Origin of the sequence: Megasphaera sp. SW808, from assembly GCF_012027795.1 — a bacterium.
Taxonomy (GTDB): domain Bacteria; phylum Bacillota; class Negativicutes; order Veillonellales; family Megasphaeraceae; genus Megasphaera; species Megasphaera stantonii.
This window is the reverse complement of record NZ_SJOT01000009.1, coordinates 30,797-46,552: the sequence shown is the minus strand read 5'-3', so window position 1 is coordinate 46,552 and position 15,756 is coordinate 30,797. Positions and strand designations below refer to the sequence as shown.

Genomic DNA, 15,756 nt, shown 5'->3' with positions numbered 1-15,756 from the left:
GCAAATGTCTCCTTTTGCGACAATATTTACTGAACTACGATGCGCAGCGCACCGCCGAGGGCGTCGTCCAGGTTGGCCCGCGTTTCTTCCGAAATGGACTGTACGGTGAGGACGACTTTTTCATTGAGATAGTCGACGTCGGTCTTGACGACGGCATCTGTAGCTTCCGTAGCTCTGTATACTTCTTCGGCTTTGGACATCATCTTCTTATAGTCGTCATAGCTGTATTTAGCCGTCTGTACGTATACGACATTTTTCGGTATCGTCTTATCCGCCGCCAGGACGCTTTCCAGTTCGTCCTTATTCTTCTGCGTCTTCACGCCGATGTGGAGGGTATCGCCCTGCCAGTACATAATGCCGTCGCCGGCAAATTTCTTAATCGAACCATAGGCCTCTGTAATATCCTTAAATACTTTCGTTTCCAGGGACGCTTCCTCCGGCGTTGCTTCCGGCGCCGCCGCCTGAGCCGAATCGGCAGTCATGACGATGCGGTACAATACGTTGACCGCTTCGCCGCGGGTGACGTATTCCCTCGGATTGAAGATGTTGTTGGAGCCCGTCATGTAGCCTGCCGCGCCCATCGCGTTGACGGCTTCCTTAGCCCACGGAGAAATCTTGGCTTCGTCGGCGAAGGGGACGGTCTGCTCGCCCGTCGTAGCCATGCCTTTATAGCTCATGTAATTGTAGGCGATAACGGCGAACTCTTCCCGCGTGATTTTCTGAGTCGGCCGGAAGGTGCCGTTGCTGTAGCCGCTCATAATCTGCTTATCGACAAGAGAAGAAATGGCCCGTTCAGACCAGCGGCCCTTGACGTCCTTAAAGTCCGTCGTCACCGCCGCCGAATCTTCGCCGATCATGTTGTTGATAATCGCCGCGATGCCTTCGCGGGTAATATCCTCATTCGGGCGGAATTTTCCGTTTGTGCCGCTGACATAATGGCGGTCATAGAAATACTGTACGGCCGCTTTTCCCCAGTAATTGTCGATGTCCGTCAGCTGCGACGCATTATTCGCCGCAAAGGCGGCCGTGCTGAGGCCGGCAGCCAAGGCAGCTGTTATGAAAACTTTCGCATATTTTCTCATCGTGCATCTCTCCTGTCCATACTATATAGTTCACAGCATCGCTGTATACGTTATTCTCATATCTTTTTTATTTTATCACACTCAAAACGAATAGGGAATAGGCCGTCCTTGGCCAATCAGTATTCCCGGAAGGCCTCTTTGATCTCCTGGATATTCCTCGTTTTGAGCAGGGCCAGCTGCAGCAGGATTTTTGCCTTCTGCGGCGTCAGCGTATCGGCGCAGATCGTGCCCTCGTATTCAGCGATAGGTGTAACGGCCCCGCCCAGGGTCCGGCTGGCCCGCACGACGACGAGGCCCTCTTTCATTGCTTTCTGCAGGGACTGCCATACGGCTCCGGGCATGCGGCCGTGGCCAAAGCCGGCCAGCACGAGGCCGCAGACACCCTGCGGGACGAGGGATTCTATCCAGCGTTCCATGCCGACATAGGCGTAGGCAACAACGACGGTCGGCAGGGCGGCACAGCCGCTGCAGGACAAGCCGGACTCATAGGTATGGCGGCGCAGCGGGGCTTGATAAAACATGGGCATTCCGTCCTGCATCAGTCCTATATAGCCGAGCTGACGGCTTTTAAAGGTGTCGACGTGAGTCGTATCGGTCTTTTCTACAAACCGGGCGCTGCAAATCGTCCCGTTCATGACGATGACGACGCCGTAACGGCCCGTTTCGGCCTGGGCCGCCGCCTGCACGGCTTCCAGCAGATTTAAGGGACCGTCGGCGCTGATAGCCGTCGCCGGACGCATGGAGCCGACGAAGACGACGGGCTTTTCCGTATGGACGGCCAGATTCAGAAAATACGCCGTTTCTTCCATCGTATCGGTGCCGTGGGTAACGACGATACCGTCTACGTCGTCCCTGCCGGCCAGCTCCTGCACCCGGGCGGCCAAGGCCAGCCACAGCCCTTCGCTCATATCAGAGCTGTCTATGCTGCAGAATTGCTCGCCCCGAATCCGGGCATACTGATGAACGGCGGGCACAGCCTGCAGCACCTCGTCTATCGTCGCCGCTCCGGCAGTGTATCCTGTCAAATCTTCTTCTGTCGCCGCCTTTCCGGCAATTGTCCCGCCGCAGGCTACGATGTATATATTAGGCAAAGCCATACATAATTTCCTCCAATCGTCTTTATATGAAAAAAGACCGGCATCGCACAGACGCCCAGTCTTTTTCCATGATTCAGTGTATTTCCGCAAGCCGGCTACCTCACGGGAACAGCCAGCGCTTCATCCAGCCATTGCACGGCGTCGCCCATCATATTCGTCGTCACGAAATGGCCCAGGCCGTCGTACGTCCCGTAACGGCTGATAACCTGGCTGTCTTTCGCCAGCTTCTCCATATACAGCTCCTGAGCCTTATTGTCGACGACGTCGTCGGCGCCGCCGTTAAGAGCCAGGACGGAGCGGCCGGCCAGCTTATGCGTATAGGCGTAGGGGTCCATGGCCTGAATCTGCATGGCCAGCACGCGGTAGCTTCTCGGCTTTTCGATGTGGAGCGCCGCCCGGAACCGGCGGTCCGATTCATCCCACCAGCCGGAGCCGTTCAGGGCTACGGCCGTACGGAATTCGGTATAGTGAGTCATGACGCCCAAGGCCGTAAAGGCCCCCATAGAATGGCCCATGACGGCGCACGGCACATGCCGCCGCCACTTGCGTATGTACTTGATGATCGACGGCGCTTCGCGGATGTTTTGAAAAATCGTCTGCCAAAATTCACCGTACGACGCAGGGCTGTTGTAGTCGATGGGGCCGCGCTCGCCGTGGTTTACGGCTTCGGGAATGAGCACGTCGTATCCGTAAGCTGCCAGTAGATGGCCGCGGACGGACTGATATTCCTTCTGCGACGTCCAGCCGTGATAAAACAGCACGACGCCTTTCGGCATATCGCCGCAGGTGATCTGCAGGGCCGGAATGCCGTCTATATTAATTCGAGTTTCTCGTATCATATCCTATCCTCACTTTATCTCATTATGTCCGATGGAGGACCTTAGCGCCGGTTGCGGCGGCGGGCCAATGGCGGCTGCAGCAGCTCTTCCCATACGAGGCCGGCGTAAAGATCCCGTGCTTCGGGCGTCAGGCCGCTCCACGGTTCTGTTTTTGTCTTGGCCAGCCGAACCGGCGCAGCCGATTTGGGCTGAGGCGGCAGCGACGCGGCGTATGCCGCCAGCTGTGCCGCAGCGGCAGGAATGGCGGCAGCTGGTTCTTCTGCCGGCGCCTTGACCTTTCGCGACCGTATAGGAACGCGGCGCGGCGCCGTTCGGACCGGTTCCGGTTCTTTCTTAGCCGGCGCAGGCGGCTGCGGTTTCTCTGCCGGCGGGGTCTGACGCTTCGGATAACGCCGCTTTTTACGCATGGCGTCGGGCAGAGAAAACAGGATAATCATAATAATGGGTATGACGTAATTTAAGAGGCTGCCGTCGAATATATCCATGGTATCACCTGCTTATTCTTCCGCCTCAGACGTAAATCCGCCTTTATGGCCTTCGTCCTTCGCCGGCGCCGGCTTCGCCTTGGGGATGCCGGCCTGGGCCACAGCCGAGCGCATTTCCGTATCAGCCATGATATTTTTCATATTATAGTAGTCCATCACGCCAAGCGTTCCGTCCCGCAGGGCCTGAGCCAAGGCCAAGGGAACTTCCGCCTGTGCTTCGACAACTTTGGCCTGCATTTCCTGAGTATAAGCCTGCATTTCCTGTTCCTTCGCTACAGCCATGGCCCGCCGTTCTTCCGCTTTGGCCTGGGCGATCTGCTTATCCGCTTCCGCCTGGTCCGTCTGGAGGCGCGCGCCGATGTTGCGGCCTACGTCGACATCGGCAATATCGATAGACAGGATTTCAAAGGCCGTACCGGCGTCGAGGCCTTTGTTCAGCACGGTCTTGGAAATTTCATCGGGATTTTCCAGCACCTGTGAATGGTCGCTGGCCGAGCCGACGCTGGTAACGATGCCTTCGCCGACGCGGGCGATGACCGTCGCTTCGCCGGCGCCGCCAACGAGGCGGTCGATATTGGCCCGGACCGTCACGCGGGCCCGTACTTTCAGCTCGATGCCGTTTTGGGCGACAGCCGAAATAAAGGGCGTTTCAATGACCTTGGGGTTGACGCTCATCTGCACGGCTTCCAGTACGTCGCGGCCGGCCAAATCGATGGCGCAGGCCCGTTCAAAGGTCAGGGCCATCGTAGCCCGGTGCGCCGCAATGAGGGCGTCGACGACGCGGTCTACGTCGCCGCCGGCCAGATAATGGGCTTCCAGCTGGTTGGCATTGACGTTGAGGCCCGCTTTATTCGCCTTGACCAGCGGCAGGATAATCTTCGACGGCACGACGCGGCGCAGGCGCATGCCGATGAGATTGACGATGCCGACGGACACGCCGGCAGCCATGGCCGAAATCCACAAGCCGATGGGCACGAAGTGCAGAAACAGGGATATGGCCACAATGGCTATGACGATGACGATAATCGGTACGGCAAGAACTGATAATATGGACATAAGGTACCTCCTTTACTCGCTGCGTTTGGGAACCGGCTCGACGACGACGCGCGTTCCTTCTACTTCTACGACGCGCACTTCTACGTCCCTCTCGATGAACGAGCCTGCCGATACGGCGTCGACTCGCTCCTTGCCGATGCGGATGGTGCCGGCCGGCCGTAAAATAGTAATGGTTTTTCCCCGCTGATACAGGTACTTGCTCTTATCAGACTGGGACGAATAGCCTTTCTCCTTCGTCGACTGCGTCGTCAGCATGAACTTCGCCGCCAGCCGGCTCTTCGGCAGACGCTTGCCGACAAAATAAAACAAAACTAAAGACAAGACGGTTCCGCCGGCTAAAATGTAGACGGAATCTATAGTCGCCCCCAGCGTATAAAATAAGCTGCCGAAGAGCAGCAGCACGCCCAGGACGCCGAAAATCCCCATGCCGGGAGACAGGATTTCCATCCCGACGAAGAACAGGCTGCCGATAAACGCGCCTAAGACGATCAGGCTGTCGCCCAGGGAATCCTCGCCGGATAAGAACAGCAGGCCGCCTAAGACGATGGCCGTGATGATGCCTACGCCGATGCCGGCCGTCTTGATTTCTACGAAAATCGCCATCAGGATGAGGGCGATGACGACCATGCGGACGTACTCGTTCTGCAGGATGCCGATGATGCTGTCCTTCCAGCTCTTTTCTTCATACTGCACCGATGCGTCGCCCAAGCTGAACAGCTTCAGCGCTTCTTCCGGCGAATTGGCCGTCCCTTCAGAAATGCCGAGCTCCTTGGCCTGCATATCCGACAAGGACAATATCTCGCCGGGCTCGGCGTAGTCGGGATAGCCATGGGTCTTGTCAACCATGGCTTCAGCTACGCGGGGATTGTGGCCCATGTGGGAAGCTGTCGCGCTGAATTCCGATTTCATAGCGGCGATATTTTTCTCCGTATTGGGAATCGGCTCGGCTGCACCGATGCTGCTTCCCGGAGCCATGACGATGTGGCGGCACGATAAGGCGATGAGGGCGCCTGCCGACCAGGCCCGCGACTTGACGAAAGCGATCGTCGGCAAAGATGTGCTCCGCAGCATATCCCGTATTTTGAGGGCGCTGTCCGCCCTGCCGCCCATGGTGTCGATAGACACGACGACGGCCGTATCGCCCGACTCTTCTGCCAGTTCCAGGCCACGCCGCACGAGAGCGGCCTGGCTCCCGTCGATTTCACCGGAAATGACGATAGCCCGCACCGAATCGGCCGCCTGAACGGACGGCAGCGCAGCCGCCGAACATATAATAAACCATCCAAGAACAACTAAACAAATGCGCCGCACTGCACTCATAGGCACCTCCTTTGGTCACTCCTCGCCTTCCGGCGCGTCGACGCACCGGAAATATCCGGCCTGCCGCAGCGTATGCAGCTCTTCCTGCGACAGCGAATGGGCCGCCTGCTTTTCCAATTCCTCTATCGGCTTGGCTTCCATCGCGCGAACGCGCTCCGCCACGGCCTCGTATACGGCGGCCGGCTTATTTTCCTTCATCCATTCCAGCATATGGTCCAGCCACTTCCGGCACGACCACGACTCGTCGCCGTGATTATGGCCGCGCAGGATCTGTACCTGTTCCTTTTCCGGAATTTGAGATAAAAACCAGTTCCATTTTTCCCGAGCAATCACATAGCGGTACATGGCGTCCACATCGCGCAGATGCCGTTCATGCAACTCTAATGTATATCTCGACCAAAATAAACTGAGCGTCATAAGGACTACCTCCACTTACTAAAGTATATTTGCCTTATTTATTATACGTTTCCACACTCGGCAGGTAAATACCTTCTTTTTCAAAAAAATTTCCCGCCGAAATGCATATACTATATGTATCAGCATATGATCCTTATTATACTAAATATACAACTTGTATCGCAAAATATTTTTATAAAAAAATAAGGCTTGCCGATCGAAAATCGGTAAACCTTATTTTCTATTTCTTTAAACTCTTGTCAGCCGGAATGATTCATTTCATCCAGGGACAAGGAAAAACTCGGCGCGTAGTCGGCCAAGAACATATCGACTTCCGGCATGCCCAGCTGTTCCAGCCGTGCCTTCAGCGACGAGAAGGCCTCGGCAAACTCGCGGTTTCCCGCCGCCAGTTCCTGCCGGCATTTCAAATACGCGCTCAGCGTATCGGCCGCCTTGACGAAGGGCCACGCCGGATCCTCCTCGGCGCTGCAGATGAGCGGCTTGTAATGGGCCTGCAGTTCCTCCGGCAGCGTCTGAACCAGCTTTTCCTGGGCCATGGCCTCTACGTCGCCGTAGGTACGGCGCATCTTTTCGTTGAAATATTTCACCGGCGTCGGCATATCTCCCGTAAAGATTTCCGCTGCGTCATGATACAGAGCCAACACGGCCGCCTGCTTCGGGTCCGTCCGGCCGCCGAAATGCAGGTTGCTGAGAAGGCAGAGATGATAGGCAATCATAGCCGTCTGCAGCGTATGCTCCTGGATGTTTTCTTCCTGCGTGTTGTGCATCAGGCTCCAGCGGCGAATGAATTTCATCCGCGCCAGGAGCGCAAAGAAATGGCTCATGACGGCCTCTTATTTCCGGTTCAGGCCCATAGCGCGGACGACTTTTTCGTACGTTTCGCTGGCCTTGGCATGGGCTTTCGCCGCGCCTTTGTCGAGAATTTCGTCCAGTTCCGGGTCGTTGACCAGCTGGGCGTAGCGGGCCTGAATCGGCTCGAGGGCGGCGATTACGGCTTCGGCCACGTCTTTCTTGAACGCGCCGTAGCCCTTGCCGGCATACGCTGCTTCGACTTCTTCATGAGTATGATCCGTCACGGCCGAGAAAATTTCAATCAGGTTGGAAATGCCCGGCTTGTTTTCCCTGTCGTAGTGGACGGAGTTTTCGCTGTCCGTCTGGGCCCGCTTGATTTTCTTTTCAATGGCCTTCGGTTCATCGAGCAGATAAATCGTCGCCGTCGTATTGTCGTCGGACTTGCTCATCTTCTTCGTCGGTTCCTGGAGGCTCATGACGCGCGTGCCGTCGTGTCCCAGGTAAATATCGGGAATCGTAAATACTTCGCCGTACAGGCGATTGAAACGCTGCGCCAGGTCGCGGGTAATTTCCATATGCTGCTTCTGGTCATCGCCGACGGGTACGTAATTGGTCTGATACAAGAGAATATCCGCAGCCATGAGAGGCGGGTAGACGAGCAGGCCGGCAGGAATCGAATCGCCCCGCTTCGCCGCCTTATCCTTGTACTGGGTCATGCGTTCCAGCTCGCCTACGTAAGACTGGGTCATCATAATCCAGCCCAGCAGGGCGTGTTCCGGCACTTCGGACTGTACGAACAGCGTAGATTTTTCCGGGTCGAGGCCCGATGCGATGTAAATAGCCGCCAGAGCCCGCGTCCGTTCATGGAGAAGCTTCGGGTCCTGGGGCACCGTAATGGCGTGCTGGTTGACGACGCAGTAATAGCATTCGTTGCCGTCCTGCATCTTCGAAAAATTGCGCAGGGCGCCTAAATAATTTCCCAATGTAAGATTGCCGCTCGGCTGAATGCCGGAAAAAATAATCGACATAGTATCATCCTCCTCAAATTCAACACATTGCTATGCTATAAAAAAAATCCTTCCATCCCTCTATGATAGGGACGAAAGGAAAGACATTTCCGCGGTACCACCCTGGTTGGCAAGCTGCCCGGCTCATACGCGCACGTTTCATGCGCTCTTCCTCATAACGGCGGAAGTCCCGGCGGCGCCTACTCGTCGTTCAGACCGCATCTCCCGGGCCCATTCCCGCCTGCGTCCTCATGCCGGCCTTCCACTGCCGCCGGCTCGCTGCAAAGGGTGCCGCAAGGGTACTTACTCCCGTTCATCGACATTCTCTATTACGTTCAATATTGTATATCCTGCACATCCCCTTGTCAAGCGCCGCAGCAGCACCGATTTAAGGGCATGCCATGCCTCCATCGTATTTCTTGCCATAAAAGGCAAGCATTAGACATGATCAGATTTAAAACCTATAATGTAATTAGTAAGAATACCTTATGTTAAAGGTCTTGACTTAAAGCAAACTCCATGTGATATGATAAAGTTCATCTCAGGATATACACCGCAAGGAGGGCTGCAAATGAATAAAAAGAAACTGTTGAAACGAATTGTTCCCGTATTGCTCATCGCCTGCGCCGCCGCGTACGCCTTCATTCCCGGCGTCAAGACGGCAGCCCAGCAGAGCCTTCGGACAACGAAGTCCCTGGCCGCTCATTACGAGCTCACCAGCAATGTAGACGCCATGAACATACGCCAGGTCATTACGAAAAACAGCGAGACGTCGCGGACCATCATGTGGCAGTCGGCAATGGCCGAAGACGATGCTGTCGTAGAATATCATGAGCAGGGACAGGACGAGGTCTACGCTGTCGCGGCGACGAGCGAAGCCTTTACGGACGACGGCGTAACGACGTATATCCATAAAGCAACGCTGACGGAGCTGTCGCCCGGCACAGCCTACGAATACCGCGTCGGCTACGGCCAAAAGCGAAGCGCCTGGATTCGCCTGCACACGGCAGAAGGAAACGAATTTAAAGCCCTGATATTTCCCGACTCGCAATCCAGCGATTACAGCGTATGGGCCGCCACGCTGGACCCGGCCTGGCAGGCTCATCCCGACGCCCAATTCGCCATCTCTATGGGCGACCTCGTCGACAACGGCCAGGATCATTACCAGTGGAATGCCTGGTTCGACGCTGCGGAGGATATGATCAGCAAGATCCCCATCGCGCCCGCCATGGGAAATCACGAAACGTACAACCGCGACTGGAAGATCCGCATGCCCGAAGCCTATCTCCGCCTGTTCGCCCTGCCGGCCAACGCGCCTGAGCCGTATCGGAACCAATTTTATTCCTTTGATTACGGCGACGTCCACTTCGTCGTCCTCAACACGCAGATTTCCGAAATGGCTCAGTTCCAGCCCAAGCTGCTGGAAGATGAAATGGCCTGGTTCCGCCAGGACATGGCCCGCACGACAAAGAAATGGAAAGTCGTCGTCATGCACAAGGATGTCCTGCAGTACGGGTTCCAAAACCGCCCGCAGCCCCGCGAAGAAGGCTTTTCCGAAGAAGGCCGCCAATGGATGCCCCTCTTTGACGAATACGGCGTCGACGTCGTATTATCAGCCCATCTCCACAGCTATCGCGACCGCGGCCATATCCGCAACTTCCAGCGCGATGCTTCAGGTCCGCTGTACATCCTGACGGGCGTAGCCGGCAGTGTCCAATATCCCGGCCTATGGAAAAACCATTCCCTGGACGAATACGCAGCGCCTCAGCCGGAAACGGAAAACTACCTGGTCATGGAAGCCTCCGACGCTGCCCTTACCTTTACGGGGTACCTGCCTTCCGGAGAGGAACTCCATACCGTCTCCATCCAAAAATAATATATATCGGTCTGCACAGCCCTTCCCCAACAGCATACTCGGGGAAGGGCTTTTTTATCGGCGCGGCATAGCATACTGGCAGCGCCGATAGTCTGCGTTCTTCCCTTTGAGAAACAAAAAACATCCCGCCTGACGAAAGAGCAGACGGGATGCATACGAATAGAATATTTACTTATTTCAAGACGGAAACGCAGCGTGCGCACAGCGTCGGATGTTCGGCATCAGCGCCGACGGTTTCACTGTGAATCCAGCAGCGTTCGCATTTTTCATGAGTCGACGGAGCGACGACGACCTTCATATCGCCATGGTCTTCGCCGGAAACGGCTTCAGCCGGGGCCGCTTCGTTCAGCAAGGAAACTTCGCTGACGATGAGCAGCGTCGCCAGCTGGTCTTTCCACTGGCTGAGGAAGTCGTAGTCTTCGCCGGAGGCGTAAATCGCAACGGCAGCGTCCAGGGCATGGCCGATCTTCTTATCCTGACGAGCGCCTTCAAGGATACGCGTCAAATCGCGGCGGTACGACAGCAGCGTATTCCAGCGAGCTTCCAAATCGGCGTTCAAATATTCCGGATGAGCTTTCGGCCAATCCGTCAGAAGAACGCTTTCTTCCTTGCCGGGAATCTGCGGCATGTTCTGCCAAACTTCTTCTGCCGTGAAGGACAATACGGGCGAAATGATCTTGACCAGCGTATCGAGAATCTGGTACATTGCCGTCTGGGCGCTGCGGCGGACCTGCGAGTCGGCCTTTTCCGTGTACAGGCGATCTTTGATGACGTCGAGGTACATAGCGCTCAAGTCGACGGTGCAGAAGTTGTGAATCGCATGGTACATGACGTGGAACTGGTAGTTTTCATAGGCTTCCGTAACCGTTTCATATACTTGTTCCAGACGCATAAGAGCCCATTTATCGAGTTCGGTCATATCGGCATAAGCGACGGCGTCCGTTTCCGGATTGAAGTCGCTGAGGTTGCCCAAAAGATAGCGGAAGGTGTTGCGGATCTTGCGGTATACGTCAGACAGCTGCTTCAAAATCTTCGGGGACAGGCGGATATCGCCCTGGTAGTCGGCCGAGGATACCCACAGGCGCATGACGTCGGCGCCGTACTGTTCGATGACTTCCTGCGGAGCTACCGTATTGCCGACGGATTTACTCATCTTGCGGCCTTCGCCGTCGACGGTAAAGCCGTGAGTCAGTACGGATTTATACGGAGCGCAGCCATTGACGGCCACGGACGTCAGCAGGGACGAGTTAAACCAGCCGCGGTGCTGGTCCGAGCCTTCCAGGTACATTTCGCAGGGATAATCCAATTCCGGATCGTTGCAGAGAACGCCCTGATGGGTGCAGCCGCTGTCGAACCATACGTCCATGATGTCGCTTTCCTTCTGGAAATGGGTGCCGCCGCAGTGGGGGCACGTAAAGCCTTCGGGCAGCAGTTCCTTTTCATCGTGCATCCACCACGTATCGGAGCCTTCTTCGGCAAACATCGTCTGCAAATGAGCGATCGTTTCGTCGTTGATGATGTGTTCGCCGCAGTCCTTGCAGTAGAAAATAGGAATCGGAACGCCCCATACGCGCTGACGGGAAATACACCAGTCGCCGCGGTCGTGAATCATGTTGTAAATGCGGTCGTGACCCCAGCCAGGAATCCACTGTACCTGGTCAATCGCTTCCAGCGCTTTCTGACGATAGCCGTCGACAGAGGAGAACCACTGTTCCGTCGCGCGGTAGATAATCGGGTTCTTGCAGCGCCAGCAATGGGGATACTGATGGCGGAAGGTGCTCTTGGCGAAGAGTGCTCCCATTTCAGCCAGCCGCTTGATGATAGGCACGTTCATATCGAAGACAAACTTGCCTTCATAATCGGGAACCTTATCTGTATAGCAGCCGTTGGAGCCGACGGTGCCGATCGGCTTGACACCCCAGGATGCATATTTCACGCAGACGTCAAAGTCGTCCTGGCCGTGGTCCGGAGCCGTATGGACGAGGCCCGTGCCGGCGTCGAGCGTAACGTGGTCGCCGAGAAGGACGGGAACCTTGCGGTCTGCGTAGAAGGGATGCTGGAAGACGAGGCCTTCGATCTGCTTGCCCGTCATGACCTCAGGCAATACTTCGTAGTCTTCTGCCTTGCCGGCCTTCATCGTCGCTTCGACGAGTTCCTTAGCCATGAGCAGGTATTCTTCGCCGATTTTGACCCATACGTATTCAAAGTTTTCATTGGCGCAAATGGCCATGTTGGCCGGAATCGTCCAAGGTGTCGTCGTCCAAATCAAGGCGAATACCTTATCCGGATCGGCACCCTTCGGCATGTGGCAATTCAAGTCAACAGCCTGGAATTTTACATAGATGGAGAAGGATTTGTCGTCCTTGTATTCGATTTCAGCTTCAGCCAGGGCCGTTTCACAGTGCGGGCACCAGTAAACGGTTTTGAGGCCTTTGTAAATATAGCCCTTCTTGGCCATTTTGCCGAATACGCCGATCTGAGCCACTTCGACCTGCTTATGAAGCGTCAGGTAGGGATGATCCCAATCGCCGAGAACGCCGAAGCGGATGAAGTCCTGCTTCTGTTCTTCTACGCGTTCCAAGGCATAATCGCGGCATTTCGCCCGCAAATCGAGGGCAGACATTTCATGGCGGTTCAGGCCCGTATCCTTAATGACGGCGTGTTCAATCGGCAGGCCGTGCGTATCCCAGCCGGGAATATACTTCGTATAATAGCCCTGCTGCGTCTTATATTTTAAAATAATATCCTTTAATACTTTATTTAAAGCATGGCCGATATGGAGCTTGCCGTTTGCATACGGAGGGCCGTCGTGCAGAATAAATTTCGGCGCGCCGTCGCGCTTCTGCAGCCGTTTTTCATAAATCTTGTGTTCTTGCCAGAATTTTAAAAAGTCCGGTTCCCGTTTCGGCAGATTGCCGCGCATGGGGAAATCCGTTTTTGGCAGATGTAAGGTCTTGCCGTAGTCCATTGTGTTTCCTCCTCATTCAGTAAAAAAAATAACGCCTCCATCCCTAAGGGACGAAGACGTAATCACCGTGGTACCACCCTATTGACTGCAGTGCAGCCACTCTATGCCCGTAACGGAGCTACCCGTCGGCTGGTTCACAGCCGAAGCTTCCAAGTGATCCGCCTGCATACCGTCTTTCCCGGGCTCACACTCTTCCCGGTTCGCTGTAAAGACCTCCGATGCAGGCCGTCTTGTTCATCGCATTTTAATATACATAAACTTGTATATAGCCGTATTTTAATAGTTTATATGATATTTGTCAAGACGTTTCAAAGATGAACCCGAAACGAAGGGCTCCTACATGCGCATCCCGGCCGCTGTGCGGCAAAAAAAAATAAACCTTACTATGAACTAGTAAGGTTTACGTGTGTGGTGGGCGGTAATGGATTCGAACCATCGACCCCCTCGATGTCAACGAGATACTCTAACCAACTGAGCTAACCGCCCTCAACAGTGCCGCTCCATGCGACTTGTTTATTATACGGCAAAATCAGCGAATTTGTCAATAGTAATTTTATAACTTTTTCACGCTGCCATCAACTTTTTTCCCTTCCTACCATCGATGCAGGAACCATGGTGAATAGGCACCAAAAAGGAATTTCCATCGAGGCCTATTCTGCCAATCCAAACGGGAATATCAATACGGACCAGCCTTCTGAGCGCAGCAACTCGCAACCCAAGGCTTTCGCCCAATACGTCACGGTTCCATCCCTCTTTCCACCATATAAGCCAACGATCTTTCATCGGGCAGCCCTGCGACTCTGTCGGAAATGGCTCCGCCTTTGCGGATCATGACGCACTGCGGGACTTCATATACGTTATAGTCGTCGGCGACAGACAAGGCGCCCGTATAAAAGGGCATGGCATAGGCATGCTGCAAATAAAAGGAGCGGGCTTCTTCTGCCGTGCTGCCGAAAGAAAGGGCGACGACATGGATATCATCGCCGTACCTTCGGTATATATTTTCCAGCACAGGCATTCCCTCTTTGCTGTCGTCGCTCCAGGGCATCCAGAAATAGATGAGCACGGGCTTGTCGTTATATAAATCTCGTATTTCTGTATCTTGCCCGTCCATGGCGCGGATATGGCCGTTATGAGCCAAGATTTCCGTATCGGCTATCATGGCTTCTTCCGCTGCTTTTTCATAGGCCTCCAGCGTCGCCTCTTTCTCCGTCCCCATCCAGAAAGAGACAAAATACGCCGCACAAGCGACGGCGAGGGCCGCGATGATTTTATTTTTTATACCGGCACGTGTTTTATTCATGACATCACCTTATCGTATTTTTTTCAGTATATCATACCCCGTCAAGGACAGCGAATTTCCATCCGTCTCTTGACTTATAGTAAACTCCATACTGTATAGTAAGGGTACTAGGAGGGAATCTATCATGAAAATCAAAGAAGTAAGCGAGCAATACGACATTACGCCGGACACGCTGCGGTATTACGAACGCATCGGCCTGATCCGCAACGTCCCGCGCGATAAAAACGGCATCCGCAATTATTCAGAGGAAAACTGCAATACCATCGCCTTTATTAAATGCATGCGTTCGGGCAACGTATCCATCGAAGGCCTGACGGAGTACATCGAGCTGTACAACCAGGGCAGCCGCGAGACCTATGAGGCGAGAAAGGCCATCCTCGTCCGCGAACGGGACCGTCTCAAAGAGCGGATGAGCGCCATGCAGGAAGCCTTGGCGTATTTAAATCGAAAAATAGCGACGTACGACCGCTGGAGCAAGTGACAAACTCCAGAGCCGACGGAGCAGGTGCTTTTTACAAAAAAAATGGCGTACACCTCATGGGTTACGCCATTTTTGATTGCATAGGTTTTAGAGTAGTTATTATGAAAATGATTAACGTTTGGAGAACTGAGAAGCCTTGCGGGCTTTCTTCAAGCCGTATTTCCGACGTTCTTTTTCACGAGGATCGCGAGTCAGGAGACCAGCCTTTTTCAAGGACTGACGGAAATCCTGGTCGACTTCCAACAGCGCGCGGCTGATGCCGTGACGGATTGCGCCGGCCTGGCCGGACGGTCCGCCGCCCTTTACGTCAGCGATGACGTCGTACTGTTCCGTTACGCCAGTCAGTACGAGGGGCTGTCTAATGATCAATTCCAGCGTTTTACGGCCGAAATATTCGTTCAAATCTTTTTTATTAACTGTGATTTTGCCTTGACCCGGAACCAGACGAACTCTGGCAACGGAGGTCTTTCTACGGCCAGTGCCGTAGTACTGTGCTACTGCCATGAAATCTTCCTCCCGGTATGATTAACGAATGTTTAAATTCAGAACTTCAGGTTTCTGAGCCTGATGCGGATGTTCTGCACCAGCGTACACATTGAGCTTGCGGTACATCTGTTCGCCTAATTTGTTTTTCGGCAGCATACCGCGGATAGCCATTTCTACGACCCGTTCCGGACGGTTTTCGAGCATGTGGCCGAGCTGCGTGAATTTAGCTCCGCCGGGATAACCGGAATGACGGAAATATGTTTTCTGAACCAATTTTTTGCCAGTTACTTTTACTTTTGCTGCGTTGACTACGATAACATAGTCGCCTGTATCTACATGCGGGGTAAATGTAGGTTTATGTTTTCCCCGAAGAACTTTGGCTACTTCGGCAGCAAGACGTCCTAATGTCTGGCCTTCAGCGTCAACAACAAACCATTTGCGTTCGATGTTGCCGGCATTAGCCATAAATGTAGTTTTCATGCTGTGTGATTCCTCCCTGATACGACTAACTAACCAAGCTTTAAGGCTCTTTCTCCGGGGCTAAGTG

The 15,756-nt window shown here is 54.4% G+C and carries 15 protein-coding genes and 1 tRNA gene; 2 read left to right on the top strand and 14 right to left on the bottom strand.

Annotated elements, in window-relative coordinates; translation table 11 throughout:
• Positions 1 to 26 precede the first annotated feature (26 nt).
• The 9 genes from E0L13_RS05195 to trpS all read right to left on the bottom strand — a co-directional run bounded on the left by E0L13_RS05195 (position 27) and on the right by trpS (position 8,116).
• Positions 27 to 1,082: an S-layer homology domain-containing protein gene (locus E0L13_RS05195; protein ID WP_168060797.1), complete on the bottom strand. Its 1,056-nt coding sequence runs from the start codon at positions 1,080 to 1,082 to the stop codon at positions 27 to 29.
• 116 nt (positions 1,083 to 1,198) lie between these two features.
• Positions 1,199 to 2,179: an asparaginase gene (locus E0L13_RS05190; RefSeq protein WP_168060795.1), complete on the bottom strand. Its 981-nt coding sequence runs from the start codon at positions 2,177 to 2,179 to the stop codon at positions 1,199 to 1,201.
• Positions 2,180 to 2,274: 95 nt separating this feature from the next.
• Entirely contained in the window at positions 2,275 to 3,018 is a 744-nt protein-coding gene (locus E0L13_RS05185; protein WP_168060793.1) for an alpha/beta fold hydrolase, read from the bottom strand.
• Positions 3,019 to 3,059: 41 nt separating this feature from the next.
• Positions 3,060 to 3,503, bottom strand: a complete 444-nt coding sequence (locus E0L13_RS05180; protein ID WP_087478014.1) for a hypothetical protein — start codon at positions 3,501 to 3,503, stop codon at positions 3,060 to 3,062.
• A 12-nt stretch (positions 3,504 to 3,515) separates the two neighbouring features.
• The gene (gene floA / locus E0L13_RS05175) at positions 3,516 to 4,559 is read right to left on the bottom strand and encodes a flotillin-like protein FloA (RefSeq protein ID WP_087478013.1); all 1,044 of its coding nucleotides are present in this window, start codon (positions 4,557 to 4,559) and stop codon (positions 3,516 to 3,518) included.
• Positions 4,560 to 4,571: 12 nt separating this feature from the next.
• Positions 4,572 to 5,879, bottom strand: coding sequence for an NfeD family protein (locus tag E0L13_RS05170; RefSeq protein WP_168060791.1), 1,308 nt, complete (start codon positions 5,877 to 5,879; stop codon positions 4,572 to 4,574).
• A gap of 15 nt (positions 5,880 to 5,894) precedes the next feature.
• Positions 5,895 to 6,296, bottom strand: coding sequence for a hypothetical protein (locus E0L13_RS05165; protein ID WP_095629524.1), 402 nt, complete (start codon positions 6,294 to 6,296; stop codon positions 5,895 to 5,897).
• A gap of 239 nt (positions 6,297 to 6,535) precedes the next feature.
• Positions 6,536 to 7,120 (bottom strand): 5'-deoxynucleotidase, encoded by a 585-nt coding sequence (yfbR, locus tag E0L13_RS05160; protein ID WP_087478010.1) that lies wholly within the window; start codon positions 7,118 to 7,120, stop codon positions 6,536 to 6,538.
• A 9-nt stretch (positions 7,121 to 7,129) separates the two neighbouring features.
• The gene (gene trpS, locus E0L13_RS05155; protein WP_087478009.1) at positions 7,130 to 8,116 is read right to left on the bottom strand and encodes a tryptophan--tRNA ligase; all 987 of its coding nucleotides are present in this window, start codon (positions 8,114 to 8,116) and stop codon (positions 7,130 to 7,132) included.
• Positions 8,117 to 8,666: 550 nt separating this feature from the next.
• Between trpS and E0L13_RS05150 the strand changes: the two genes are divergently transcribed.
• Positions 8,667 to 9,971, top strand: a complete 1,305-nt coding sequence (locus E0L13_RS05150; protein ID WP_095629526.1) for a metallophosphoesterase family protein — start codon at positions 8,667 to 8,669, stop codon at positions 9,969 to 9,971.
• Between the two features lie 172 nt (positions 9,972 to 10,143).
• On the opposite strand, the gene ileS is transcribed toward E0L13_RS05150, so the two are convergent.
• The 3 genes from ileS to E0L13_RS05135 all read right to left on the bottom strand — a co-directional run bounded on the left by ileS (position 10,144) and on the right by E0L13_RS05135 (position 14,242).
• On the bottom strand, positions 10,144 to 12,939 hold the full coding sequence (gene ileS, locus E0L13_RS05145; protein ID WP_154876554.1) for an isoleucine--tRNA ligase: 2,796 nt from the start codon (positions 12,937 to 12,939) through the stop codon (positions 10,144 to 10,146).
• Positions 12,940 to 13,348: 409 nt separating this feature from the next.
• A tRNA-Val gene (locus tag E0L13_RS05140) sits at positions 13,349 to 13,425 on the bottom strand.
• Between the two features lie 250 nt (positions 13,426 to 13,675).
• Entirely contained in the window at positions 13,676 to 14,242 is a 567-nt protein-coding gene (locus tag E0L13_RS05135; protein WP_168060789.1) for a TlpA disulfide reductase family protein, read from the bottom strand.
• A gap of 124 nt (positions 14,243 to 14,366) precedes the next feature.
• Between E0L13_RS05135 and E0L13_RS05130 the strand changes: the two genes are divergently transcribed.
• Entirely contained in the window at positions 14,367 to 14,723 is a 357-nt protein-coding gene (locus E0L13_RS05130; protein ID WP_087478005.1) for a MerR family transcriptional regulator, read from the top strand.
• 111 nt (positions 14,724 to 14,834) lie between these two features.
• Here E0L13_RS05130 and rpsI read toward each other — a convergent pair whose 3' ends face one another.
• The gene (gene rpsI, locus E0L13_RS05125) at positions 14,835 to 15,227 is read right to left on the bottom strand and encodes a 30S ribosomal protein S9 (RefSeq protein ID WP_087478004.1); all 393 of its coding nucleotides are present in this window, start codon (positions 15,225 to 15,227) and stop codon (positions 14,835 to 14,837) included.
• A gap of 21 nt (positions 15,228 to 15,248) precedes the next feature.
• On the bottom strand, positions 15,249 to 15,689 hold the full coding sequence (gene rplM, locus E0L13_RS05120; RefSeq protein ID WP_087478003.1) for a 50S ribosomal protein L13: 441 nt from the start codon (positions 15,687 to 15,689) through the stop codon (positions 15,249 to 15,251).
• Between the last annotated feature and the right edge of the window lie 67 nt (positions 15,690 to 15,756).

Excerpts from the sequence above, each read along its gene's own strand:
- E0L13_RS05195 (WP_168060797.1), bottom strand. The coding sequence starts at position 1,082 with ATGAGAAAATATGCGAAAGTTTTCATAACAGCTGCCTTGGCTGCCGGC.
- E0L13_RS05190 (WP_168060795.1), bottom strand. The coding sequence starts at position 2,179 with ATGGCTTTGCCTAATATATACATCGTAGCCTGCGGCGGGACAATTGCC.
- E0L13_RS05185 (WP_168060793.1), bottom strand. The coding sequence starts at position 3,018 with ATGATACGAGAAACTCGAATTAATATAGACGGCATTCCGGCCCTGCAG.
- E0L13_RS05180 (WP_087478014.1), bottom strand. The coding sequence starts at position 3,503 with ATGGATATATTCGACGGCAGCCTCTTAAATTACGTCATACCCATTATT.
- floA (WP_087478013.1), bottom strand. The coding sequence starts at position 4,559 with ATGTCCATATTATCAGTTCTTGCCGTACCGATTATCGTCATCGTCATA.
- E0L13_RS05170 (WP_168060791.1), bottom strand. The coding sequence starts at position 5,879 with ATGAGTGCAGTGCGGCGCATTTGTTTAGTTGTTCTTGGATGGTTTATT.
- E0L13_RS05165 (WP_095629524.1), bottom strand. The coding sequence starts at position 6,296 with ATGACGCTCAGTTTATTTTGGTCGAGATATACATTAGAGTTGCATGAA.
- yfbR (WP_087478010.1), bottom strand. The coding sequence starts at position 7,120 with ATGAGCCATTTCTTTGCGCTCCTGGCGCGGATGAAATTCATTCGCCGC.
- trpS (WP_087478009.1), bottom strand. The coding sequence starts at position 8,116 with ATGTCGATTATTTTTTCCGGCATTCAGCCGAGCGGCAATCTTACATTG.
- E0L13_RS05150 (WP_095629526.1), top strand. The coding sequence starts at position 8,667 with ATGAATAAAAAGAAACTGTTGAAACGAATTGTTCCCGTATTGCTCATC.
- ileS (WP_154876554.1), bottom strand. The coding sequence starts at position 12,939 with ATGGACTACGGCAAGACCTTACATCTGCCAAAAACGGATTTCCCCATG.
- E0L13_RS05135 (WP_168060789.1), bottom strand. The coding sequence starts at position 14,242 with ATGAATAAAACACGTGCCGGTATAAAAAATAAAATCATCGCGGCCCTC.
- E0L13_RS05130 (WP_087478005.1), top strand. The coding sequence starts at position 14,367 with ATGAAAATCAAAGAAGTAAGCGAGCAATACGACATTACGCCGGACACG.
- rpsI (WP_087478004.1), bottom strand. The coding sequence starts at position 15,227 with ATGGCAGTAGCACAGTACTACGGCACTGGCCGTAGAAAGACCTCCGTT.
- rplM (WP_087478003.1), bottom strand. The coding sequence starts at position 15,689 with ATGAAAACTACATTTATGGCTAATGCCGGCAACATCGAACGCAAATGG.